The 24790-nt window shown below is 39.2% G+C and carries 26 protein-coding genes, 1 pseudogene and 2 riboswitches; of the genes and pseudogenes, 16 read left to right on the top strand and 11 right to left on the bottom strand.

Going from position 1 to position 24790, the window contains the following annotated elements:
* The first annotated feature begins 86 nt into the window (after nucleotides 1-86).
* Nucleotides 87-965 carry a VanY-A/VanY-F/VanY-M family D-Ala-D-Ala carboxypeptidase gene (gene vanY / locus JFU24_RS10150; RefSeq protein WP_201249909.1) on the top strand — a complete coding sequence of 293 codons (879 nt, stop codon included), beginning with the start codon at nucleotides 87-89 and terminating at the stop codon, nucleotides 963-965.
* Nucleotides 966-1470: 505 nt separating this feature from the next.
* Here the strand turns inward: vanY and ureE are convergent.
* The 4 genes and pseudogenes from ureE to JFU24_RS10170 form a co-directional block, all read right to left on the bottom strand.
* A pseudogene (gene ureE, locus JFU24_RS10155) lies at nucleotides 1471-1584 on the bottom strand (urease accessory protein UreE); the annotation flags it as partial.
* Between the two features lie 127 nt (nucleotides 1585-1711).
* On the bottom strand, nucleotides 1712-3421 hold the full coding sequence (ureC, locus tag JFU24_RS10160; protein ID WP_201249910.1) for an urease subunit alpha: 1710 nt from the start codon (nucleotides 3419-3421) through the stop codon (nucleotides 1712-1714).
* Nucleotides 3418-3741 carry an urease subunit beta gene (locus JFU24_RS10165; protein WP_057219534.1) on the bottom strand — a complete coding sequence of 108 codons (324 nt, stop codon included), beginning with the start codon at nucleotides 3739-3741 and terminating at the stop codon, nucleotides 3418-3420. Before JFU24_RS10165 ends, ureC begins: the two co-directional genes overlap by 4 nt.
* 13 nt (nucleotides 3742-3754) lie before the next feature.
* On the bottom strand, nucleotides 3755-4057 hold the full coding sequence (locus JFU24_RS10170; RefSeq protein WP_201182009.1) for an urease subunit gamma: 303 nt from the start codon (nucleotides 4055-4057) through the stop codon (nucleotides 3755-3757).
* Between the two features lie 295 nt (nucleotides 4058-4352).
* Between JFU24_RS10170 and JFU24_RS10175 the strand changes: the two genes are divergently transcribed.
* Both JFU24_RS10175 and JFU24_RS10180 read left to right on the top strand, forming a co-directional pair.
* Entirely contained in the window at nucleotides 4353-4802 is a 450-nt protein-coding gene (locus JFU24_RS10175) for a DinB family protein (RefSeq protein WP_201249911.1), read from the top strand.
* Nucleotides 4803-4972: 170 nt separating this feature from the next.
* Nucleotides 4973-5434 carry a DinB family protein gene (locus tag JFU24_RS10180; protein WP_201249912.1) on the top strand — a complete coding sequence of 154 codons (462 nt, stop codon included), beginning with the start codon at nucleotides 4973-4975 and terminating at the stop codon, nucleotides 5432-5434.
* An 80-nt stretch (nucleotides 5435-5514) separates the two neighbouring features.
* On the opposite strand, the gene JFU24_RS10185 is transcribed toward JFU24_RS10180, so the two are convergent.
* From JFU24_RS10185 to JFU24_RS10200, 4 genes are all read right to left on the bottom strand, one after another.
* Nucleotides 5515-5763 carry a transcriptional regulator SplA domain-containing protein gene (locus tag JFU24_RS10185; protein WP_053344899.1) on the bottom strand — a complete coding sequence of 83 codons (249 nt, stop codon included), beginning with the start codon at nucleotides 5761-5763 and terminating at the stop codon, nucleotides 5515-5517.
* Nucleotides 5764-5890: 127 nt separating this feature from the next.
* Nucleotides 5891-6757, bottom strand: coding sequence for a Cof-type HAD-IIB family hydrolase (locus JFU24_RS10190; RefSeq protein WP_201182013.1), 867 nt, complete (start codon nucleotides 6755-6757; stop codon nucleotides 5891-5893).
* 158 nt (nucleotides 6758-6915) lie between these two features.
* The gene (locus JFU24_RS10195; protein ID WP_053344898.1) at nucleotides 6916-7269 is read right to left on the bottom strand and encodes a YlbF family regulator; all 354 of its coding nucleotides are present in this window, start codon (nucleotides 7267-7269) and stop codon (nucleotides 6916-6918) included.
* Nucleotides 7270-7342: 73 nt separating this feature from the next.
* Nucleotides 7343-8482: a DUF445 domain-containing protein gene (locus tag JFU24_RS10200; protein ID WP_201249913.1), complete on the bottom strand. Its 1140-nt coding sequence runs from the start codon at nucleotides 8480-8482 to the stop codon at nucleotides 7343-7345.
* Between the two features lie 137 nt (nucleotides 8483-8619).
* Here JFU24_RS10200 and JFU24_RS10205 point away from each other — a divergent pair, with 137 nt between their 5' ends.
* The 6 genes from JFU24_RS10205 to JFU24_RS10230 all read left to right on the top strand — a co-directional run bounded on the left by JFU24_RS10205 (nucleotide 8620) and on the right by JFU24_RS10230 (nucleotide 14182).
* Nucleotides 8620-9981 (top strand): YheC/YheD family endospore coat-associated protein, encoded by a 1362-nt coding sequence (locus JFU24_RS10205; RefSeq protein WP_201249914.1) that lies wholly within the window; start codon nucleotides 8620-8622, stop codon nucleotides 9979-9981.
* Between the two features lie 16 nt (nucleotides 9982-9997).
* On the top strand, nucleotides 9998-11068 hold the full coding sequence (locus JFU24_RS10210) for a YheC/YheD family endospore coat-associated protein (protein ID WP_201182019.1): 1071 nt from the start codon (nucleotides 9998-10000) through the stop codon (nucleotides 11066-11068).
* 3 nt (nucleotides 11069-11071) lie between these two features.
* Entirely contained in the window at nucleotides 11072-12439 is a 1368-nt protein-coding gene (locus JFU24_RS10215) for a YheC/YheD family endospore coat-associated protein (protein WP_053344894.1), read from the top strand.
* Nucleotides 12436-13632, top strand: a complete 1197-nt coding sequence (locus tag JFU24_RS10220; protein ID WP_201249915.1) for a YheC/YheD family endospore coat-associated protein — start codon at nucleotides 12436-12438, stop codon at nucleotides 13630-13632. Before JFU24_RS10215 ends, JFU24_RS10220 begins: the two co-directional genes overlap by 4 nt.
* A 61-nt stretch (nucleotides 13633-13693) precedes the next feature.
* Nucleotides 13694-13897 carry a YheE family protein gene (locus JFU24_RS10225; protein ID WP_116821669.1) on the top strand — a complete coding sequence of 68 codons (204 nt, stop codon included), beginning with the start codon at nucleotides 13694-13696 and terminating at the stop codon, nucleotides 13895-13897.
* A 96-nt stretch (nucleotides 13898-13993) separates the two neighbouring features.
* Nucleotides 13994-14182, top strand: a complete 189-nt coding sequence (locus tag JFU24_RS10230; protein WP_053344891.1) for a hypothetical protein — start codon at nucleotides 13994-13996, stop codon at nucleotides 14180-14182.
* 37 nt (nucleotides 14183-14219) lie between these two features.
* Here the strand turns inward: JFU24_RS10230 and JFU24_RS10235 are convergent, their stop codons facing one another.
* Nucleotides 14220-14450 carry a hypothetical protein gene (locus JFU24_RS10235; protein ID WP_201249916.1) on the bottom strand — a complete coding sequence of 77 codons (231 nt, stop codon included), beginning with the start codon at nucleotides 14448-14450 and terminating at the stop codon, nucleotides 14220-14222.
* Nucleotides 14451-14717: 267 nt separating this feature from the next.
* Nucleotides 14718-14917: riboswitch (cobalamin riboswitch) on the bottom strand.
* A 97-nt stretch (nucleotides 14918-15014) separates the two neighbouring features.
* Complete coding sequence (locus JFU24_RS10240) at nucleotides 15015-15842, bottom strand: MBL fold metallo-hydrolase (protein WP_201249917.1); 828 nt, start codon at nucleotides 15840-15842, stop codon at nucleotides 15015-15017.
* A 672-nt stretch (nucleotides 15843-16514) separates the two neighbouring features.
* Nucleotides 16515-16621, top strand: a riboswitch (SAM riboswitch).
* A gap of 65 nt (nucleotides 16622-16686) precedes the next feature.
* On the opposite strand from JFU24_RS10240, the gene JFU24_RS10245 reads away from it, so the two are divergent.
* From JFU24_RS10245 to JFU24_RS10255, 3 genes are read left to right on the top strand one after another with little or no spacing between them, the layout of a single operon-like run.
* A complete protein-coding gene (locus JFU24_RS10245; RefSeq protein ID WP_201249918.1) occupies nucleotides 16687-17703 on the top strand; it encodes a methionine ABC transporter ATP-binding protein in 1017 nt (338 codons plus the stop codon).
* Entirely contained in the window at nucleotides 17690-18358 is a 669-nt protein-coding gene (locus JFU24_RS10250) for a methionine ABC transporter permease (RefSeq protein ID WP_053344881.1), read from the top strand. Before JFU24_RS10245 ends, JFU24_RS10250 begins: the two co-directional genes overlap by 14 nt.
* A gap of 53 nt (nucleotides 18359-18411) precedes the next feature.
* Entirely contained in the window at nucleotides 18412-19233 is an 822-nt protein-coding gene (locus JFU24_RS10255) for a MetQ/NlpA family ABC transporter substrate-binding protein (RefSeq protein WP_098177490.1), read from the top strand.
* A gap of 245 nt (nucleotides 19234-19478) precedes the next feature.
* Here JFU24_RS10255 and JFU24_RS10260 read toward each other — a convergent pair whose 3' ends face one another.
* Complete coding sequence (locus JFU24_RS10260; RefSeq protein WP_201182037.1) at nucleotides 19479-19724, bottom strand: DUF1450 domain-containing protein; 246 nt, start codon at nucleotides 19722-19724, stop codon at nucleotides 19479-19481.
* A gap of 241 nt (nucleotides 19725-19965) precedes the next feature.
* Here JFU24_RS10260 and hppD point away from each other — a divergent pair, with 241 nt between their 5' ends.
* The 4 genes from hppD to JFU24_RS10280 are packed head-to-tail and all read left to right on the top strand — an operon-like array spanning nucleotide 19966 to nucleotide 24581.
* A complete protein-coding gene (gene hppD / locus JFU24_RS10265; protein ID WP_201221759.1) occupies nucleotides 19966-21087 on the top strand; it encodes a 4-hydroxyphenylpyruvate dioxygenase in 1122 nt (373 codons plus the stop codon).
* A gap of 59 nt (nucleotides 21088-21146) precedes the next feature.
* On the top strand, nucleotides 21147-22091 hold the full coding sequence (locus JFU24_RS10270; protein WP_201249919.1) for a hypothetical protein: 945 nt from the start codon (nucleotides 21147-21149) through the stop codon (nucleotides 22089-22091).
* Entirely contained in the window at nucleotides 22088-23380 is a 1293-nt protein-coding gene (fahA, locus tag JFU24_RS10275; RefSeq protein WP_056527891.1) for a fumarylacetoacetase, read from the top strand. Before JFU24_RS10270 ends, fahA begins: the two co-directional genes overlap by 4 nt.
* 43 nt (nucleotides 23381-23423) lie before the next feature.
* Nucleotides 23424-24581, top strand: coding sequence for a homogentisate 1,2-dioxygenase (locus tag JFU24_RS10280; RefSeq protein WP_201221765.1), 1158 nt, complete (start codon nucleotides 23424-23426; stop codon nucleotides 24579-24581).
* Nucleotides 24582-24790: the final 209 nt, after the last annotated feature.

A 24790-nucleotide genomic window follows, 5' to 3' on the forward strand; every position in this document is an offset into this window, starting at 1 on the left:
TTAAGAAAAATTTAATATTTACCCTACTCTTTTTTTAATAGTTTCTCCTATTATATAAGCAAGTAAGATCAAGGAGGAAACTGAAAATGAAGAAGTGGGGATTTTTATTGTTTTTAATATTGTGTTTGGGATTTGCTATCGCTAATATAACACCGTTGTTTCAAGATAAAGTAGAGTTTCAAAAAATTGTTCAAAATCATCAAGATAATATAAATTATCTAGGAAGTTCTGAACGTATCCAAAACAAGGAGATTGCAAAAGATCAGATCTATCAAGGAAATCTACTCTTGGTCAACAAGGATTATCCTGTTCACCAAGAGAGTATAAAATCTGATGTCGTAAATTTATTTACGCATAAAGAATTGATAAAGGGATACGAGTTACTTGATAGTGATATTAGATTGTCAGAGGATGTCGCACGTAAATTTTCAGAGATGACAACTGCTGCTGAAAAAGAAGGAGTTCGTCATTTTTCAATTAGTAGTGGCTTTCGAGAATTTGATGAGCAAAGTGTACTTTACCAAGAAATGGGCTCTGACTATTCCTTGCCAGCAGGCTATAGCGAACACAATTTGGGTTTATCGCTTGATGTAGGATCTACTCAAATGAAGATGAGTGAAGCACCAGAAGGAAAGTGGATAGAAGAAAATGCTTGGAAATACGGCTTTATTTTACGCTATCCAAAGGATAAAACTGGTGTCACAGGAATTCAATATGAACCGTGGCATATCCGCTATGTTGGCTTGCCTCACAGCGCGATTATGAAGGATAAGAATTTAGCTTTGGAAGAATATTTGGATTATCTAAAAGAAGAAAAGAACATTTCTGCTAGTGTTAATGAGAAAAAATATACTGTTTCTTATTACTCCATTTCTCATAGCAGTCCAATTAAAGTACCAAAGAATCTCTATTATGAGATTTCAGGCAACAATATGGATGGAGTAATTGTGACCGTGTACGAATGATAAATGGATAAAAAAAAGGAACTAAAAAAATTCTGATGACCTAATACTATCATTTCAATAAATCATTACTTCTTGATTTAGAAAGATATGATTATTTGGTTGCTCATTTCTCTAATCCTATTGCCGACACATATTTAAACTTCAAGAAAGTAATTTTTGAACAAAGTGATTATTATCCTGTTTTGTTTATAAAATTCCATCTATGTTATTCCATTAAAGGGTGCAATTGTTGAACAACATAGGTAGAAAATGATCAAACTTTATTATAAAAATCAAACTTAAATTTGCTGGAGAAGAATCCATTTTGATCAATCTTTTTTCAAAATGAATTCTTTTTATTTATCGTAAAATACGGGTTTACGAGGTATCTTTGATCAAACTTTATTTCAAAGCTTCAGTGATAGCTCAAAAACTGACAAGGGCTTCTATATAAGCATAACTGAACCTCTCTTAAATAAACATGTCCTTTTCCACCCATCTGGCCAATTGATATAGGCACTATCGCCTAAATATCGTCATCAATCGTCTGAAACACAATCATATTCTTTTCATCCACATAAAGGATGTCTCCATCCATTAATTCTTTGTATTCCTTAAGACGAATCCCAATTTCTTTCCCATGATCCGTTTTCGCTCATAGAATTGTTTTCTTAATGCATCACTTTCTAAACCCTTTTCATATGTTTCGTGTTTTTTTCAAAAAACTCTATATTTCCTAATACCTTTTCCAGAATCATGGTATCATCTCAGAATAAAAAGTATCGTTGTGCCATCGGCAGTACTTCTGCCGGCTCACACGTAATTAAATCACCGTCCACCGTCACTTCATAGGTTTGCGGATCAACCTCTATGACGGGGGTTTCCCCATTTAACTTCATATCTTTTTTTGTAAGATTACGAATATTCGAGACAGTCTTCATTATTTTTTTCAGACCCAGGTCTTTGTGAATTCCTGCTTCATAGGACGCCTTTGATAGGAACGTAATGGACGTACTCGCTACAGCCTGGCCATAACTCGCAAACATCGGACGGTATAACACAGGTTGAGGCGTTGGAATCGAGGCATTGGGGTCACCCATAATACTGTGGGCAATCATGCCGCCTTTTAATACCATATCTGGTTTCACTCCAAAAAAGGCTGGATCCCAGAGCACCAAGTCGGCGAATTTCCCTTCTTCTACCGAACCAACCACATCAGAGATTCCATGGGTAATGGCAGGGTTTATCGTATACTTGGCGACATAACGCTTCACGCGTAAATTGTCTCCTTCCCCTGTTTCTTCTTTCATTTTCCCCCGTTGCTTTTTCATCTTATCTGCTGTCTGCCATGTCCGTAATATGACTTCGCCTACACGTCCCATTGCTTGAGAATCCGAGCTAATCATACTAAAAACGCCCAGGTCATGCAGAATGTCTTCAGCGGCTATCGTCTCTTTCCTTATTCGGGAATCAGCAAAAGCGATATCTTCTGGTACGGATGGATCCAAATGATGGCAGACCATAAGCATGTCCAAATGCTCTTCTAGAGTATTGATTGTGTAAGGCCGGGTAGGATTAGTCGAGGATGGAAGAATGTTGGAGTAGCTTGCCGCCTTGATGATATCAGGAGCATGCCCGCCACCTGCACCTTCAGTATGATATGTATGAATCACACGGCCCCCGATCGCTTTAATCGTATCCTCAACAAAACCTCCTTCATTAAGCGTGTCAGAATGAATCGCTACCTGAACATCGTATTCATCCGCCACCGTTAAACTTGTATCGATTGCAGCGGCCGTCGTTCCCCAATCTTCATGCAATTTCAGCCCAATCGCACCAGCTTCTATTTGTTCAGCTAGAGGTTCTTTGGCCGAGGAATTACCTTTCCCTAAAAACCCAAGATTCATAGGAAAATGATCTGCAGCCTCAAGCATTTTATGTATATTCCAGGCTCCTGGCGTACATGTCGTGGCGTTCGATCCCGTTGCCGGTCCGGTTCCGCCGCCAATCATCGTGGTAATTCCGCTTGATAGTGCAGTCTCAATTTGCTGCGGCGCAATGAAGTGGATGTGAGCATCAATGCCTCCGGCTGTTATTATCTTTCCTTCAGCTGCAATTATTTCAGTTGCAGCCCCAATCACCATAGTCACTCCATCCATCAATAGCGGGTTGCCAGCCTTGCCAATAGCTGCAATATTTCCATCCTTCACGCCAATATCTGCTTTATAAATTCCGGTATAATCGACGATGATTGAATTGGTGAAAACGAGATCCATGACCTCGTCTCTTGAAGCAGTAGGATGTTGACCCATACCATCACGAATCACCTTACCTCCGCCGAATTTCACTTCATCTCCGTATTTTGTAAAATCCTTTTCTATTTCTATGAAAAGATCTGTATCTGCCAATCTAATTAAATCGCCAGTTGTCGGACCAAACATGTCTGCATATTGCTTACGTGACATTTCATGACTCATATTTCCCAATTCCCATCGAGCGGACCATTAGTTTGATTGCTTAATCCATAAACTTCCCTCTTGCCGCTAAATGGCACCAGTTCTATTTCTTTGGCATCTCCCGGCTCAAAACGGACCGCTGTGCCGGCAGGAATGTTTAGCCTTTTCCCAAAAGCATCTTCCCTAGAAAATTCCAACCCAAGATTCACTTCGTAAAAGTGAAAATGTGAGCCAATTTGAATCGGCCGGTCTCCCCTATTGGTCACGGAGATGACTGTCAAAGGCTTCCCTACATTACATACAATCGGTCCTTTTTTCAAAATATATTCTCCAGGTATCATGGCTTAAAACTCCTTACTGAATCGGATTATGAACCGTCACAAGCTTTGTACCATCAGGAAAAGTCGCTTCCACTTGAATATCGTGAATAATCTCCGGGATTCCTTCCATCACATCTTCACTTGAAAGAATTGTCTTTCCAAACTGCATCAGTTCTGCGACAGACTTACCATCGCGTGCCCCTTCCACAATTTCATATGTGATCAAGGCAATCGATTCCGGATAGTTCAATTTCAAGCCGCGATTTTTTCGTCTTCTTGCCAAATCTGCTGCCACTACGACCATTAATTTTTCTTGCTCCCTAGCTGTTAAGCGCATGCCCTCTCTCCTTCTGCCAATCAAAACCATAAAGCACCTTATAATAAGAGTCTATTAAAGATACAACACACAATATTAGTCATTACCTAACGCACTTACGTTATATAACATAACATATATCTAATTATATTAAATTTTCTGATAATCTCAAGTGTAAAAATGAAATTATTTGTAAATTAATATACACCTCTCGTTTTGAAAGTGCTTACCTAAAATTTGATAATACCCAAACAACCTTGATATAATTTCATGAGGAACTATTTTGCTAAAAAAGTAGTGAGAGGGGAACAAAAAAATGAGTTATGTGAAAAATCAACTTAAAGTTATGCGCGAAAATTTACTAAAAGAAATCGAGGGATTAAGTCCAGAGCTTATGGATGTGCAGCCGAAAGGGTTCAATAATACAATCCATTGGCATCTTGGACATGTCCTATCCGCAGCGGAAAAATTTTTATTGGACTCCCCAAATAACAGCAACTTGCCTGCTAATTACGGACAACTATTTGGATACGGTTCAAAACCAGCTGACTGGACAGGCGATATCCCTTCTATTGAAGTTTTAAAGCAGCAGTTACAAGAACAACTTGGCCGGCTTCTTGAAATTCCGGAAGAAAGCTTGAACGAAAAAGTAGCACAACCTTTCAGAGAAATGGAAACAGTAGGAGAGTTTATTAACTTCGTAGTCCTACACGAGGCAAGTCACATTGGACAAATTCATGCGATGAAACTTCTCATCCAATCCTAACTAATAAACCACAAGCTGCCATTCCGATTTTTCGATAAAAACCGGAGTGGCAGAAATTTCTTGTTAAATAAATCTCGATTTACTTAACAAGGAACAACCTTGATATAATTCGAAGGACGTTTTTATATAATTACATATCATTCACAGGAGCTAAAAAAGGGGGATCTAGCATGAATCCATTACAGAAACGATTCTCACTAATTAGAGGGAAATTTTTCGAACGAGCTATTGATTGTGTTACTCCTGAACTGGCAAGCATTCAGCCGGTAGGATTCAACAACAACATTCACTGGCATCTTGGCCATACGTTGTTCGTAACAGAAAAATTCTTGCTCGATCATCCGCGAGCAGGGAACTTGCCAGACAATTATGTCAATTTCTTTGCACAAGGTACAAGTCCGGCTGACTGGACAGACGATGTTCCATCAGTTAACGTTTTAATTCAGCAATTTAAAGAACAGCTTAATCGCCTTCTGGCCATTCCTGAAGAACGCTTAAATGAAAAACTGGAGAAACCATTCAAAGGTTTTACAACTTATAGCGAAATGGTCAATCTTGCACTTTTCCACGAAACGTACCACATGGGACAAATTCACGTGATGTTACGAGTGATTAATGCAGCCCAAAAATAAAAGCCCCCGCTTTTCAAAGCGTGAGGCTTTTTTCATTAATACTCATTAAAATATGATAATCAAAGACCCCCACTTCAACTTTACATCATCTGGTTGTCCATATAATCGTTATAGGCTTTTTCAGCAGCGGCTTCTGAAGAAAATAAAGCATCATCATCTTCAATTGTATGAAATGTATCGTTCAGAAACAAAGCAACTGCATTAGGATCTTTTGGATGAGGGACAATTTCTGCTGCCCTCACATTCGAAACAGTAGGAACATGGGGATTATTATAAATTACAAATACCTCGTCACCTACTTGTACTTCTTTCGCATTGATAATACCCATTGAATTCTTCCTTTCCTTTACAGATTTTCTTTAGTTTATGGAAAGGTGCTTAGAATTATTATATAAAATCACATTGCCAGCGACATAACTAAATAGGACTCCTTCGTGATCGAAGGAGTCTCCTTATTCATTTAAGCATATTCATCTTCTGCAAAAACTCAATCGGATGTTGTTTACGGAAAAATTCTCTTAACATATAGGCAACACCGTGTTCATCATTAGAGCGGGTCACCCATTTCGCGACTTTCTTAACTTCCTGATCTGCGTTGCCCATGGCAACACCCAGACCAGATCCAGCTATCATCTCCATATCATCTAACCCATCTCCAATCGAGACAATTTCACTTCTTTTTACCTTTAAATGATCTGCTAAATACAATACACCGCTCCACTTGGATACACCCTTTGGAACAACCGTCAGCTTGTATCCTGGATGTAAGATAACATCAACCTCCGGGAACATATCCTTTATCAGTTTTAGCATATCTGTTTGGTCACTTTGTTCCGAAAAAATGATATCTATTTTTGTCGGAGCCATTGGCTTATCAATTAACTCTTCACTGATATCATCCACATAATTTTGAGCATATATATTTTGATCATTCAAATACATAACTGATTTACCGAGCAAATTCTCTGGAAGGTTGACTCGATTGCCAAGCGAGTATTTTTCATGAATGAGTAGAATTTGGCAGGTAGTTTTTTCAAGCATTTGAACTAGTTCCACAGTCAATTCTTCTGAAATTCTTTTCACCAATATAGGCTTCTCAATTGATGCTCCAACAAAAGCTCCCTGCTGAGCAACGATCATCGGATTTATTTTTAGGGCTTTGGCCGCTTTTTTTGCAGAGTGATAGTTTCTTGACGTCACAAGCGCAACATGGACACCTTTTTGGTGCACATAATCAATTGCTTCTTTAGTTGATTTATTTAAACGGCCATTCGACTGGAGCAATGTTCCGTCAATATTAATCGCAAGTAGACGATATACCATGTTGATCTCCCCCATCTATAGTATCCTCTTTCAAATTTATGACTAAAATTTGAAGAGTAGAACAAATAGAAGTTCAGAGCACCTTACACTCGATTTGGCACTAACTTTTCCGGCAAAAAAACTCCCTACCATAAAGGCAGGGAGTTCTCAACAGCTTACTACTGTTGTTCAGGCAGACCATATAAATCTTCAAGCGGCTTCATGATAATTTTATTAAGGTCAGCAATGACCATGCTCATCCTTTGTTCCGCTTCCATCAATTTTGAGATGGTTGGGTTTTGTTGAACAAGCTGTACTGTTTTTTGTGCTTGCTCCACCTCTTCCGGAGCAATTTCCTGCCCCATCATTTGCTTTTGTTGCAAAGACATCTGCAAATTTCGAAAGTTTTCAAACATTCCTTTTGTTGCTTCATCCGAATTGACGATTTCATATAAGCGTTGCAAGTCGGCATATTCATTACTTGCTCGAATTGCCTTTTCCATTTCATATGCTGCATCATATACGTTACTCATGGTTTTCCCCTCCCAGTAATCATTGTATTCCTACACCTTTACCACTATAACAAATCCCTTTGCTAATTACACGTCATCCTAATAAAACAGTTACAAAACCTTGGAATAAACCGATGATTCCTCCAAGCAATGCTCCAAGGTATGTGATCATTGACAATTCCTTCTTAGTGATGGAAACGACCATTTCCTCAAGTCGCGAAACGGAAAATGAGGCCACCTGTTCTTCCACAATATCATCCAAATGAAGCTTTTGGAAAAGCGGCTGAAAGTGATTAATTAAATAGTCGGCACCTTTTTCCACAAGAATTGGGACCCCTTTTTCAACAATATTATCAGAGAAATTGGCAGTCAACTCACGAACTGGTTTTTCCATGATAGTAGCGACTGGTATCATTTCTGTCGTTTTTTCGGTAATAAACTGTCTTATCGTTTCTTTCCCAATCAAGCTTTCTACTTTCATAACATCCCATTTCTCGAGGTTTTCCCACTCTTTTACCATCATCACTGACAATATATCAATAGTTCGTGATTGTTCAAAAAATTTAATGATTTCCGGCTGAATTTTATCAATTAACTTTTCATTCCCGATAAACATCTGAATTAAATTGATCAATTTACCCCGTTCCTTGAAAAAATCATCCAACATGTCTTCAAGGCGCCCCTTACCTTCTTCACTGTTAAAATATTCTTTTCCTTTTGTTACGATGAATCGAGAAATATCCGGGATCGACTCCACTGCTTTTTGCTGAATGTGCAATGGGACGATGTCCTGTAAGCTCTTGCCGCTATTTTCGTCCAACCATGTTTCGTATTTACCAAGAACGAAAGTCTGTAATTTCTGTTCTAACGAGAAGGAAGAATTCTTCATTCCCAATTGATCAAGCAATTGAGCTGTACTTTTTTCCGTGGACAACGCTTTCTTTACTTCTGCCTGAACGAAAATTTTCATATTCTGTATAGAGGCATCATTGATAACCTTACTTTGAATGCTTTCAGGTGTGATTAAATGTTCAACGACCAATTTACCTAACTGACTAGCTAACTCATCTTGCCGCTTAGGAATTAAACCTGGTGTCAACGGCAGCTGTTTCCCGAAAATATAGATTGGTTTATAAGGTCTAAACAGCATCTGGATAGCCAATAAATTAGTGAACCCTCCAATTACAGCACCAACAACAACCATAAACAGTATTTTTACCCAAAACTCATCCATGAGGATTTCTCCTTTTGTTGCTTGAAATAAAGGCTTAATGACACGTTCTAATTGGAAAAACATAGAATGTGTTATCCACTTTTGCCCATCATTTAATTATAAAAGGATATCAAACTTAGTGCAAACGGGGAATTATAATGAATCTTAAATTTCAAAAAATTTTCATTACGGTAAATCCTGCAATCACTAGAAAGAAGGCACTACTGTTCATCGAAGAAAAATTATTCGAGGCGTGGGATCTTCAATATGGGGAACCCCTTACGCTTATGGCGGGATGCCGTTCCGTTCCTGTACTCGTCCAACCATTCCCTTCATCCCAGCCAACAATAAAGCTTTCATTTGATACAAACCAAATTTTATCCCTGCCTGCTTTTTCAGACCCAATTTCCGTGACCTTCCATGCGGAGGATAGATCAATAAATATAGGGCCCTTCTTTGCTGCACTCATCAACCAACTTCCCTTGAAAGATGGGACATTTGGGGAGATGGAAAAATTTTATCAGGAGATGAAATCCTACTGTCATCAACAAGGCTTTTCCTTCTTTTTAGTAGGAATACAGTCTCTAAAAGAAGGCGTAGTGGAAGGATATTGGCCAGGGCAAAATGGGTGGCAAACCCTTACTCTACCTATCCCTAATGTGTTTTATAATCGGATTCATTCGCGCAGAATGGAAGAATCGCCAACCTTCGATCTGTTTACAAATGAACTAAAATCATATTCAATCCCGATGTTTAATGGAGGGTTTCTTTCTAAGTTCGATGTACATGAGCTTCTTCTCTTAGAATATGAACTGCTTTCAAATCTGCCTGATACCATACTTTTTAACGAGAAGGAAGCCTTCTTTACATTTTTAGAGAACCATTCTGTTATCTATTTAAAGCCTACTTCCGGCAGTCAAGGAAGGAATATTTGCAGGTTAACACAAGTAGATGGAAAATGGAAAATCGAGCAAACCGGACATATACAAAATGTGCATATTGCGGATACGAATGAAAAGTTGTATAACGCCTTGAAAAAATTCTGCAGAAAACAAGCCTACATCCTTCAAAAGGGGATTTCCTTGTTTGAAATCGATCAGAGAAAAGTTGATTTCCGAATCCTTCTTCATCAAAACGAGCAGTTTCAATGGAAAGTTACCTCCATGGTTGCCCGGATAGGAGATCCAGGTAATATCGTTTCCAATCTTGCACAGGGCGGTATGATGAAAAACGGCTCAGACTTTTTAAAGGAAGTATTTGACCCTCAGGAAGCCGCACGTTTGCACCAAAAGCTTATAAGACTTGCTAAAAAAACTGCCCATACTTTGGCAGAAAATCATGATGATTTATTCGGGGAGCTCGGAATCGATTTAGCACTTGATGTTGACACACACCCTTGGATTATTGAAGTGAACTCGAAACCTTCGAAAAAATTTCAGGGCAACTATGAAACCTTTCGTCCATCAGTAAAGTCCATTGTTGAATTTATGCTTACTCTTGACCGAGAAAACCATCCATAAAAGGAGTTGCTGGCACGTGTTAATAGGATTAATGGCAACGTCAGATACACATGAAAATCATTATTTTACTGAAATAGCAAAAGCAGCTAAATCATTTAATATGAATGTATGTAAATTCACACCCGAGAATATTGATATCGATGTGAAGAAAGTTCGAGGAGAACGTTTTGATGCCGAAAAGGAAACATGGCGCTCTGAATCATTTGATCTCCCTGATTTTGTATATGACCGCTGTTTCCATGGCTTATCTCGTGTTTCGACGGAAATGCGCGATAAAATCAATTGGTTAAAAGTTAACTCAAGTTTCCTTGGCCTTGGCCTTCCAGGAAAGTGGGAAGTTTATCAAATTTTAAAAAAACATCCCCTGCTAGAGGCATTTTTTCCAGAAACCGTTCAAGTTACCACACCTGAAGAAATCAGCGGGCATTTGGAACGTCTGGATAAAATTATTATCAAACCAGAGTTTGGAGCAGGTGGTACGGGAATCTATCTTCTCACAAAAACCGAAGGCGGCACATTGGTGTCCATGACAAAAAAGGGCACCAAATACGACCGTAAATTTGACTCTAAATCTCAACTGAACAAATGGCTGCAGCATTTATTAAATCGATATAGTTACCTTTGTCAGCCTTATTTAGAACTTTGCAACCAGAAAAAGGAACCGTTCGATTTACGAATTTTACTTCAAAAAAACGAAAAAAATCAGTGGATGGAACGCGGCAGAGGCATTCGCCTGGGACAACAAGATGGAATCACCTCCAATTTAGCCACTGGTGGGGAAGCTATTTCGCTCGAGGCTTTCATCAAAAAAAATCCTGAATCTATTCCAATTGCTGCCGAACAAAAAATCCAGCATATCCTCCGTACCTTACCTGTCGAAACCGAAGCCGTTTTTGAAAGGCTATTTGAGCTAGGAATCGACCTAGGCATTGATAAAAAAGGGCAAATATGGATAATGGATATTAACTCAAAACCAGGTAGGAAAATCATCCAAACACTTCAACCTGAATCGATGAAGGATATCCATCGCGCACCGTTCCAATATAGCCAATTTTTAGCCGATCATCTTCAGAAAGCAGGTGAATAGAGAGTGAGAAAGACTTATCCTGCCGAGATTGCCGATACTCCCGGCAACGTTCTCTTCTATCCATCAGAGCTTGGAGATTTGGCAGAGATTGAATTAATATATTTTGGCCAGCATTCATGTCCTGCCATTGTTAAACAAAATCCTGCAATCAAGCAAACAATCGTCCTGTCAGAAAGTCTCGCGGAATCTTTAATATTTACTCAGGTCGATATGCCTCTACATCTATTTATATACGGTAAGAGCATTCATATTGGGCCAGTCGTCGGGATATTTTCATCAGGTTTTACCGGCATTTCAAACAAACCGCTCGGGGAACGTTCAGATTTTTTTTCAAAACTCCTTTCTCTGAGCCAAACAACAGGCTGTATCCCTTTTGTTTTCGGTGAAAATGTAATCAATTGGGAAAAAGAAACAATCAAGGGCTATGTCTATGAGAACGATGACTGGAATATTAACGAATTTCCTTTTCCAAATGTCATCTATGACCGGCTCCCTAACCGTTTGACGGAAAACCGGGATGGCCCTAAGGAAGTGAAACAGAAATTCCAAAAAGAGTATACAATTCCTTGGTACAATCCAGGTTTTTTTAATAAATGGGATATAAATGAACGGTTATGTGCGGATGAGCGGGCACTTCCTTTTTTACCGGAAACGTATCCTTTTCAATCTCTGTCCGTCGTAGAAACCCTGCTTTCTCATTACCGCCAAGTTTATATAAAGCCTATTCATGGCAGCCTTGGGCTTGGAATTCACCAAATTCTTTATGATAAACATGAAAATGTCTACTATTGTCGTTATAAAAATGATGCTCAGGAAAATAAATTGCAAAAGTTTTCTACTTTAGAATCCATTGTTAAACACATCTTTCATAATCGACCGCTTGAAAATCTCATTGTGCAGCAGGGCATACCATTAATTCGTTCTTCAAAACGACCTGTAGATTTCCGAGTGCATACGAACAAGGACAGCAAGGGAATTTGGCAGGTAACTGCAATCGCCGCAAAAATAGCCGGCGCTGGAAGCGTTACTACCCACATTAAAAGCGGAGGTGTCATCAAGACGATTGCCGAGCTATATGGTGATGATGATGAGGCGAAAGAAGTCGAACGAAAGCTTTCGGAAGCCGCCCTAATATTAAGTGAAAGTATTGAAGAGCACTTAGATGGCATCATTGCAGAAATCGGTTTTGATTTTGGATTAGATAAAAAAGGGCAAGTTTGGATGTTTGAAGCTAATTCTAAACCAGGACGTTCAATCTTTTCCCATCCAAAACTCAAAGAGTTCGAGCTGCTAACAAGAAAGCTCAGCCTTGATTATGCTATTTATCTTACGGAACAAACCATTACAAATGCTGTCGGTGTGCAGAGATGAATATTTTTTACGATATTCCAACTGAAAGCTGGTACCACGACCAAGAAAGCATGCAACTATTCGCCGGCGCGGAAAAAGAGGAAATACACTATAAACAGAATCAAAATAATCAAACACTTATTCCTATTTCTATTTTTCCAGGTAGCCGGATGCTCGTCGTCGGAATTTTAACTTCTTCAAATCCCAAAAAGGAATCAGGAATAGGGGGAAACTTGACCCTTTTTCAGGATTTATCCCTATATTTGTTGGAACATGGGATTTTAGTGTTTGTATTTACGGTTGAGACCTTTCATTCCATCCCTGTAAAAGGCTTCCTTTTTTCCTCCATTTCAAACAAATGGATCGAGGTTAAGATGCCGCTTCCCGATATAGTTTATAACCGAATTCCCTCAAGGGGCTTCGAGGCATCAGAGGATTTTCAACGGCTTATCAACTACTTTCAAGATCATGGTATGAACCTTTTCAATCCTTGTTTTTTAGATAAATATATGATGTATGAAGCATTGATGGAAGATGGCTCCCTCACCAACCATCTTCCATCAACAATTATCCTAGGTGATTGCGATGGACTGAGGGCTTTTTTAAAATCCCACAGACATATTTACCTAAAACCATCTAAAGGAAGCCAAGGGAAAGGTATTTACACACTAATCGAGAATCCTGATGAAACTCTTCAGTTTAATAGCCTAAAACATAGTGAATCCTTCCCAAATTTCTCCTCATTTTGGGAGCATAAAAAAATGCTACTGATGAGAAGAGCCTATCTCGCCCAACGCGCGGTTATACCAAAGAAACTGAATGGACATCGTTATGATTACCGAGTTCTCGTTCATTATGAAAATGGGTTCTATAAAATTACTGGTAAGGCTGTACGGATGTCACAAACCCAGGAAATCACAACCCATACTCCAAGAGGCGGGAAACTTTTCCCTTACAAAAACTTGCAATCGAGGAATTTAAACCGGAAGTTGGCGTACATTGCTCAAAAGTGCGGTCTGATTCTTTCGAAGAAATTCGGCTTTCTCGGGGAATTCTCTATTGATATTGGCGAAGATTCAACAGGATCACTCTTCATTTACGAAGTAAACTCTAAACCCATGCAATTTGATGAAGAAGAAATTGAAGCAAGCCGACTCTTGCATTTGAAAAACCTGTTTATTGAATTAACTTTATTAAATCAAACGAGAAAATAACCTCCATCTGCCGTTTTCCATTATAATGAAATGAGAGACAGCTTATATGGAGGTTATACATATGATTACTCATTTTCAATGGGCACCATTACATAAAAATTTACCAGGTTGGAAAATTTCCTTTTACTTTAACAAGCAGGCCGTCCAAGCCTTATACCATAAAGACGGGTCCATAGAATGGACTGCCAATCCCCCTTCAGAAACAGACGAAGCTAAGCTCAAAAGCATCATACATGACTTAATGGTCTATCATGTATATGAATAAGTTAGTGCTAAACTCCTCATTTCATTCATGAGGACTTACTCAGAATAAAAAGCCCTCTTTTGCCTACACTATAAAAAAGGTTAGGAGGGATTTCTTTTGGATAAAGAAGAATTCACATTTTTGAAGGATACCGAATATGAAGGCAAGAACTCTGCTTTCTTAGACATCGACCGTTACATCAATGAAGGGCTGGCTGGCGGGAATGTTTATGCAGCTGCTGACCTTCAGAACATTGAAGAAGCCCATGATTTTTATGATGAAACCGAGCCAAACAAGAATAAATAATTAGTGTCCGGAGCCTCCTTTAGGTGGCTCCTTTTTATTAAACTGTCAACTCCTCCTTTAGACCGAACATTTCCTTATTAATTATTCCATAAGCCTTTTCAAGATTAAGTAAATACTCTACTTTTTCTTTTGAATTTTTTGCCTTCACATTAATTTCCTTGTTCAACCTTGCATGATTTTCGCTTAAAGAAATCATTTTTTCCCCAGAAAAATTATACATAATCTGAGCTTTTAAAAAATCCGTAAAGTATCTAACTGTTCCAAACATGCATTACCCCCCTTAAATTTTGTTCATAAAGAAAACTTTTCTCCTATTCCATAGAGAGACGAGATTTCCTTATGATTTTGTTAAAAAATCGACTATTATAACTGATTACATCTAAAAAAATAAAAAAACAACTTCCCGATTAGAAGTTGTTAGAGTGCAAACGAAAACATAACAAAAAACAAACATGAATTTTCCATTTTTCAAAAAATGAAAAACATGCTCTTGTCAATTCTCGCACTTAACACCTCCTATCCTCGTAGGTTTATGATGCTGTGCTAAAAATAGGCAGGTATCCTGGCTCATGATCATCGCTTTTCGAACCTTCCCATCCCCTTTTGCAGAAGACAGTGGCATTACTCGAATCGCTCTCATATACAGTTGCGGGACAGCGCCGGATTCTAACCGGACTTCCCTTTTAAGCAGATAATCTTCAATATATTATCTGCACCTTTTTCTAGACGTATTTAATTTTCAGTTTAAATGTATTAAATTATCCCTTAAATTACAATGCGTGCTTCTGAAAGGAAATTGATTAGCACCTCTTCAATTACACAAAATCACTAATTAGTATTTCGCTCCATTATCCTTATTAATCAATATCTTTTCTTTTAATATCGATGTGATAATATGCTCCGAATCCCATTCGTGGCCAGATATCTCGATGAGCGGATATTGATTCGGCAAAACAATTTGCTGGATTTCATGAACTGCCAAGCCTTGATTATGTAATCGTAAAATTTCACCACGCAGGTTTTCCAAATAGTCGAGCTTTCTTTGAAACATTTCCTTCCCATTAGGGACATGACCGGCATGACAACAAAAAACCTCTCCAAAATCATATTGAAGTAATCTATTTATGGAATCGATGATAACAGGGACAGATTCTTCCCGTAAAACAAGCTTTGTTTTCGGTGTAACGAATAGGTCACCTGAAAACAGCATGCCATTACTGTGATTCAAATACACCATATGGTCCTTAGCATGACCTGGGGTAAAGATTGGCTCCCACGTTTGGGTACGGGAATGAACAGTCCTCCCCAACGGCTCAGCTTTGAAGCCGTCTCTCCTTCCCCAAAAAGCTTTGCGATAATCAGGATATTCAGCATCCTTGGCACAAACATCAATCGACATCGGATGAATATACATGGGAACTTTTTTATGTTCCTGTATCCAGGCCGCACCGCCAGTATGGTCCTCATGATAATGCGTTAGCGCCACTAAATCGAAGTCGGCTGATTCATAGAAAGGGATAAGTTCTTCCAATAAAATTTGGGCTCCCGTATCAATCAATAGGCCGTCTGTTAAAAAAACATATACACTCATCCCCGACTTTATTCCTTCAGGGGTCCCTTGTACACAAACCACATCATTTATCGTTTTAATCTCTAGCATGGCTTCCCTCCTCATCAATTGTATAAAAATAGTTTAATATCCTATTTCCCCCTTGTTCATTACAATAAATGTAATATCCCTCCATACTTTTTACAAGCAAATAGTATTTTCCTAGCAAAGACCCGTAGTATATTTTCCGGTAGAATCAAGGCACTTTTTGAAACCATTGTCATTGATTTAAGGTATTCTATTATGCAACTAAGAAAAGAAACAGCAAAAATCTGGCTTCGGTTAAAAGGAAGTTGTTAAGAAAGGGTACTCCGTATTTAAGTTTAGGCGATAAAAAAATTCACGGCTAATCATTAACGCTGAGTAACTATCAATATTACCTTGGTTGATAAAAAAGCTAAAGCATTCATGATACAGACTTTGAAACAATACTTTCCTGACAAAAACTTCACGTAATTATTAAAAAAAATCGACAAGCTGCTAAAAAGAACGAAGCTTATCTTACAAAAATCATGAAAAAGTATGGCTTTACGACCATTAACGATCAATGGTGACAATACCCCGATTCCAAAAGGTATGATTATCCAATTCTAGATTTACCATAAAAAAATTAATTAAATCACCAGAAAGTTATTCTAAAATTACAGAAACGATTGACAATATGTGAATTTACAAATAATATAGATTATATTAGAAAACTTGTAATATTCCAAAATAATAATTTACTTATCAAGAGTGACTGAGGGAACAGGCCCTGTGATGTCCGGCAACCGCCCCAATCGGGAACGGTGCTACTTCCTACAGAATGATTACATTCTGAAAGATAAGACGAAATAATTTCGCTGCCTCTTTCTGAATGATAGAGGCAGTTTTTTATGTTTAAGGGGGAAGGCTCATGATTGAAATCCGATCAGTCCGAAAGGAATACATATCGAAAAATACCCGAGTTGTCGGAGTGGATAACGTATCTTTGACAATTCAGACTGGTGAAGTTTATGGGATTGTTGGCTACAGCGGAGCCGGAAAAAGCTCATTAATACGCTGCTTAAATTTGCTTGAACGTCCGACAAAAGGAAAAATCATTATTGACGGGATTGACTTAACGTCTTTATCAGGCAAAGAGCTTCGAAAACAACGACAAAAAATCGGTATGATATTTCAGCACTTTTCCTTAGTCAGTTCCAAAACCGTTTTTGAAAATGTTGCTTTCGCCTTGAAAGCCGCACACAAATCAAAGGGCGTCATCAAAAGTCGCGTTCTAGAACTGCTGGACATAGTTGGGCTTAGTGATAAAAAGGATGTCTATCCGGCCCAGCTCAGCGGAGGTCAAAAGCAACGGGTCGGCATAGCGCGAGCCTTAGCCAATAACCCTACTGTACTATTATGTGATGAAGCGACTTCTGCCCTTGATCCAACAACAACAAAAGCGATTTTACAGTTATTAAAAAAGATTAGTCGGGAACTTGGTATCACTATAGTATTGATTACCCATGAAATGGAAGTAGTCAAAGAACTATGCCATCGAGTCGCTGTCATGCAGGATGGCAGGATTATCGAAGAAGGATCTGTTTATGAGATATTTTCACAACCAAAGCAGCAGTTGACGAAGCAATTCATCAGCAGTGTATTGGATTTTGAGCTTCCCTCACACTTAATTGAGGAAAGCAAAGGAACGATTATTCAAATTCAATTTGAAGGGCCCACCGCCGGTGAATCGATTCTTTCCGATGCTCTACAAAAGTATTCAGTAAAGGGAAATATCTTGCACGGCAAAATTGAATATATTCAGGATGTTCCATTAGGAATCTTAATCATTGAATTAATTGGTGAGGCTGCTGAAGTTCAATCGGCACTGGATTATATAACAAATCGGACCAGTTCTGTGGAGGTGTTGAAACATGTCACTGTTTGATTCCGTCGTCAATATTTTACCTGACCTTAATAAAGCCTTTCTCGAAACAATCTATATGGTTGGAATCTCCCTTGCGGTAGCCCTTCTAATTGGTTTGCCTCTTGGAGTATTGCTGTTTACAACGACCAAGAATTTAATCTTTGAAAATAACGTCGTGAATCGATCTCTCGGTTTCGCTGTCAATATTGTCCGTTCAATCCCGTTTATCATTCTCTTAGTCGCCCTCCTTCCTTTAACGGATTTGCTTACTGGATCAACGATAGGGCCAAGAGCGGCTTCTGTTTCCCTATCTGTATCCGCGATACCTTTTTTTGCAAGAATCGTTGAATCGGCATTACGCGAAATAGATAAAGGTGTGATTGAAGCTGCAATTGCTGTAGGTGCCACTCCATGGATGATCATTAAGGATGTACTTCTTCCTGAGGCAAAACCGGGAATCATTCAAGGGTTGACGTTAACGACCATTTCACTTATCGGTTACTCAGCGATGGCTGGGACAATCGGTGGGGGCGGAATTGGTGACCTGGCCATTCGGTACGGCTATTACCGTTATGACAACACAGTCATGATCACGACAATCGTCGTGTTAATCTGCCTTGTACAAATCATTCAAATGGTTGGTGACAAGGCCTCATACTTAGTAAACAAACGATAGAATCAGTCATTTTAACAATGATTTAATACAACATATTACAGGAGGAATTTCCAATGAAAAAAATAGCTTCTTTATTATCTGTTTGCGCACTAGCCCTTGGCTTGGCAGCTTGCGGAAGCGATGATGCTTCCCCAAAAACTGAAGACAAAAAAGAATTGAAAATCGGAGCAACTACCGGTCCTTACGCGGATATGGTAAAAGAGGCCATCAAGCCAGGCCTAGAAGATCTTGGCTACAAAATAGAAATCGTTGAATTCACTGACTATATCCAGCCAAATAAATCGCTTGGCAACAATTCAATCGACGCCAACCTTTTCCAGCACAAAGTGTATATGGATAACTTCGCTAAAGAAAATGATTTAGAGCTTTCTGACCTTGTTATTGTACCGACAGCACCAATGGGTATATACTCGAACAAATATAAATCGTTGAAAGACATTAAAGATGGTACATCACTAGCCCTACCGAACGATCCAGTTAACCTTGCACGTGCACTTAAAGTCCTAGTAGATGAAGATTTAATTGAAGTCAAGCCAGATGTCGATCCCTTAAAAATATCTGAAAAAGATGTAACAAAGAACCCAAAAAACATTCAATTCAAACCATTAGAATCGGCTCAATTGCCGCGTGCAACAGACAGCGTTGACCTATCAGCGGTCCCAGGTAACTTCGCTCTTGCAGCAAAAATGGATCTCCAAGATGCCCTTGTTTTAGAAAACATGCCGGATATGTATCGTAATGTTGTTGCTGTGAATACAAAAGATGCAGATGCACAATTTGCTAAGGATATTAAATCAGTAGTTGAATCAGACAAGTTTGAAGAAGTAATCGATAGCAAGTTTGCAGGCTTCGGAAAACCAGATTGGATGAAATAAGAAACCAAACCATAAAATTCAAGGCCTGCTCCCTTTTTGGGAACAGGCCTTGAATTTTTCCGCCATACTATGCGAAGATATCAATCAATGCAATTAATAAGCATTTGTAGTAGGGTTTTACATATATTTTATCATAGATGGATGCTCTCTGAAGGTTCGCATGTTTCTCGGGGAAGACACAATATAATGATATAGTTGTCAATAAAAGCGATAATCAATTATTACTAATTTCATTTTCTCGTTGTTCACACAGTGTCTCCTTGTTTAAGCCTAGCTACATATTGTTCAATTTTTTCGAGAAGTTCAACTGGATCGTTTGCGACAATGTTTACACCATTTACAACTGCAAACGGCTGCATTAAACATTGTCCGCAATACAACAAGCATCTATCCTCAATAACCTCTAGACCGCTACACTCCATTAATTTATCTTTAATAGTTTCCAACTCATCTTCGAAGTTACTAGGGCAGAACTTTACACTAATTTTCATATCTAATTCCCCTTTTATTTAGTTGCTAACATTTTAAGTAGATATACAAAAAATGTGCAAGAGTACACCTAAACGCAAAAATGTTTTATCGCGTTAAAATGTTGCTACCATGATGGTCAACCGCGGTAAAACACATATTTGCGTGGTGAATTTTTATGTATTATGATGTGAACTATCACAGGCGGAAAATTAAGAAAATTCAGCTTTTTTATGTAAAAAAAACGATTAAGGAGCGGTAAATATGACTAAAAAAACAGTTGGATCTTCTAAAGCAAAGAAAGAGGAATTGTTTCCGGTTAAGAGTGTCCATTACGTAGAAATCTATACTGGGAACGCAAAGCAGGCTGCTTATTATTACGCAAACGCTTTCGGATTCAAGCTTATAGCATATAAAGGACTAGAAACAGGCTCCCGTGACCGTGTATCTTACGTTATGGCACAGGGCACCATCCGATTGATTTTAACAGGAACTCTATCAGACAGCACAGATGTGGCTGAGTTTATTAAAACTCATGGCGAAGGAGTAAAAGATATCTCCCTTCTCGTAAAAGACCTAGAAAAAACATATGCGGGTGCTATTGAACGCGGTGGCATCGCTCTTCGAGAACCATGGGTGGAAGAAGATGAAAATGGCAAAGTAAGAAAAGCAATCTTAGGCACATATGGGGATACGATTCACACGCTTGTTGAGCCAATCGATTATAAAGGTGGATTTCTGCCAGGTTTTAAAGCTCGTGAGGACAACTTTGGAGCTCAACCTTCAGGCTTAATCGGTATTGACCACCTTGTTGGTAATGTGGAAGTAATGGATGAATGGACAAATTATTATGAAAAAGTATTCGGTTTTACTGTTCTGAAACATTTTGATGATGAAAACATTTCGACCGAGTACTCAGCCCTAATGTCAAAAGTTATGATGAATGGGACAGGACGCATTAAGTTCCCGATAAATGAACCGGCTGTAGGAAAACGCAAATCTCAAATTCAAGAATTCCTAGATTACTATAATGGTCAAGGTGTTCAGCATCTTGCCCTTTTAACAAACGATATCATCACCACAGTGGCCACACTAAAAGAAAATGGTGTTGAGTTTTTAAAGACTCCTGACACTTATTACGCAGACCTCGCCAATCGTGTAGGAGATATAGATGAAGATGTGAAACGACTTCAAGAACTTAATATCCTTGTCGACCGTGATGATGAAGGGTACTTGCTCCAAATTTTCACAAAACCATTAGTTGACCGTCCAACTATGTTTATCGAAGTCATTCAGCGTAAAGGTGCACTTGGTTTTGGCGATGGAAACTTTAAAGCATTGTTTGAATCGATTGAACGCGAACAGGAACTTCGTGGAAATATTTAATATGAACCGGCCATCTGGCGTAATACCCAGTATGGCCTCCTATTATAGGAGGTGTGAGGTTGTTGTTAACAAAAGTAAATGGAATGTGGAAAGAGGAAGCGCTCAGTCATTTTATGACCGAACTTATTGATTATGCAGGCCTGTTTCCACCAAGTGCACTTCCGCTTCCAGAAGCAATTTCAAATTATCATGCATATATCCATGATTCGGACAGCTGGATGCTTGGTCCATTTGTTATTCCCGCTTCACGACTGAGTGAACTCGAACCATATAAAGATCAATTTAATGATCAATATCCACTTCGATTATCTGTTATTTTAACGAAACCCCTAGAAATTGAAACGGCTATGGGAGATATTCACCTTTTTTTAGAAACATATAAAACAGCTGGTACCATTGAGGCGATCGAAGTTCCGCTTCCAGAAAAAGTTGATTCTTCTTTCTTAGAGAAACTCGAAAAACAAACAGCCAGTTATCCGATTTATTGTGAAATAGCAGGAACGATTGATCAACTTCCATACACATTGGATACTATTCGCTTGATCAATCAAAAATCCTTGAAAAGTATTGGTATTAAAATGCGCATGGGCGGCATTACATCGGATTTATTTCCTTCTGCCGAACAAGTAGCGATTGTTATTCATGAATCCCGAAAAAGAAATCTAACTTTAAAGTTCACAGCGGGTCTGCATCATCCGATCCGCCAGTATCGAAATGAAGTGGAAACAAAAATGCATGGCTTTGTTAACGTATTTACAGCAGCCCTTCTTTCCTACTGCCATTCAATAGACAGCAAAATCATTGAAACCATATTGTTGGATGAGGATCCAACACACTTTTCGTTTACACCAGACACGCTTTCTTGGCGCAGTATATCTGTCAGTTCTTCTCAAATCAACAAAGCACGCACAGTCTTCGCTGCTTCTTACGGAAGCTGTAGCTTTGATGAGCCGCGTAAAGAACTTGGTGAACTGACTATTTTTAATGGGGAGGCACCACGATGAAATATTCTTTTATCGAAACAACACCGGAATCACATTTTCCGATTCAAAATTTGCCATATGGCATCTTTCAATTCAAAGACAAAGGCCCGCGTGCCGGTACAGCTATTGGTGAATATGTTCTTGATTTATCTGTAATTGACGATGCCGGGCTGTTAAAAGGGACCGGTGCAGAAGAAAAGAATGTCTTTTCCGCTTCTTCACTCAATCTATTTATGGAACTCGGCCGTCCCGCCTGGACTTCTGTACGTAAGAAATTACAATACCTTTTGGATGCGAACACGCCTGATTTACGTGATGATGAAGAACTTCGTTTAAAAGCTTTCCACCCATTGAAAGATGTAGAGATGCTACTTCCTGCAAAGATAGGAGACTATACAGACTTCTATGCCTCAAGAGAGCACGCGACCAATGTGGGGACTATGTTCAGAGGAAAAGATAATGCACTCATGCCAAACTGGACACACTTGCCGATCGGATATCATGGACGGTCCAGTTCTATCGTTCCAAGTGGTACAAAGGTGCGGCGCCCTTCGGGACAGCGCAAACCAAAAGATGCAGATCCAGTATTTGGTCCGTCTATTCAGCTTGATTTCGAACTTGAAATGGGTTGGTTTATTGGACCTGGCAACCGCCCTGGAGAACCAATTCCAGTTAATCAGGCTGAAGATCATGTTTTCGGGCTAGTTCTCGTGAATGACTGGAGTGCACGTGATATTCAAGCATGGGAGTACCAGCCTCTTGGGCCATTTAATTCTAAGAATTTCGCTACATCAATCTCTCCTTGGGTTGTGCCGCTAGAAGCATTAGATCCTTTTCGCACACCTGGGCCGCAGCAGGAACCGGAGCCGTTTCCATACTTACAACAAACAAAAGACGGCGCATTCAATATTAACCTTGAAGTTCATTTGACACCAGAAAACACAGAACAATCAACCAAAATTACGAATACAAATTTTAGCTATCTGTATTGGTCGATTGCTCAACAGGTGGCTCACCATACCATTACTGGATGTAATCTACGCCCTGGTGACATGCATGCATCTGGTACTATCAGCGGTCCTAACCGTGAAGAACGTGGCAGCCTGCTTGAACTTTCATGGCGTGGCACAGAACCGCTTAAACTTAACAGCGGCGGTAAACGAAGCTGGATTGAAGATGGAGACAAGTTAACTATCAGTGGCTGGTGCCAAGGAGATGGGTATCGAATTGGTTTTGGTGAAGTAAGCGGTCAAGTTTTGCCGGCCCTTTCAGAGGCAAAGATTTTAGGTACGCAAAACGTGAAGAAGTAGCACCTATATACAAAAGATGACAGCTGGAAAAGGAGTTTAGTCAATGACACATTATGTTAAAATGGGCCGCATTCCACATAAACGTCATACTCAGTTTCGTAAGGACGATGGAAGCCTATATTATGAGCAATTGATGGGCACAAAAGGTTTCTCTAGTATTCAGTCACTCATTTATCATATCAATCAGCCAACACAAGTTAAGAAAGCAGCAAAAATTCGTGATGTTCATTATGAACTTGAAGAAAAAGATGCGTTAATACATCGTCATTTCCGGACCTGGAATACAAATGTAGGCGGTGATTTTCTAGAAGCCCGCAAAATTTTCCTGGCTAACGATGATGTAGCTCTCGGCGTTGCACGCCCTAATAAGCAGATGGATTATTTTTATCGGAACGGTGAAGGTGATGAATTGTTGTTTGTTCATGAAGGCACGGGCAAGATTGAAAGTATTTTCGGCGATTTAAGTTTCGGACCTGGTGACTATCTTGTCATTCCAATAGGCACAACATATCGTGTAGTTTTAGAGTCAAAGGAAGCTAGATTTTTCATTGTTGAATCAAATTCCTCTATTGTTCCTCCAAAGCGCTATCGCAATGAATTTGGCCAACTCCTTGAGCATTCACCTTATTGCGAGCGTGATTTCCGGACACCAGAAAAACTGGAGCCGAAAGATGAAAAAGGAGAATTTGAAATACGAGTGCGAGCACAGGGTATGATTACATCCTATACGTATGATTTTCATCCGCTTGATGCGGTAGGATGGGATGGTTACCTCTTTCCTTATGCGTTCAGCATTCATGATTTTGAACCGATAACAGGGCGCGTTCATCAGCCACCGCCAGTACATCAGACGTTCGAAGCGCATAATTATGTTGTCTGTTCATTTGTGCCGCGTATGTATGATTACCATCCAGATGCCATTCCTGCTCCTTATGTCCACAGCAATGTGGACAGTGATGAGGTTCTATACTATGTTCATGGTAACTTCATGAGCCGTCGAGGTATTGAAAAAGGCTCACTTACCCTTCATCCAAGCGGTTTGCCACATGGGCCGCATCCAGGCAAAATTGAGGCAAGTATCGGTAAAAAAGAAACACAGGAACTAGCCGTCATGGTCGATACATTCCGTCCCTTGTATATCGTAAAGGACGCACACGATATAGAAGATGAAGAATATATGAGCAGCTGGCTGGCAAAATAATTGCTGATAATATCTTAATACCTTACTGAATCTATCATGCACATGATTGAGCATCTCCCCAAATAGATCGATTCTCCCATTATTCTTAATATATTGCCGGAGTAAGATTTCCCCTTGCCCCGGCATTTTGTTTGTAACCTACTTTGTCATTACAAGTGGGGATTACAAAGATGACCCCGATTCAAAATCGAGGTCACAGCATCAATAAT

The organism is Peribacillus sp. TH27, from assembly GCF_016650915.1.
Lineage (GTDB): Bacteria > Bacillota > Bacilli > Bacillales > DSM-1321 > Peribacillus > Peribacillus butanolivorans.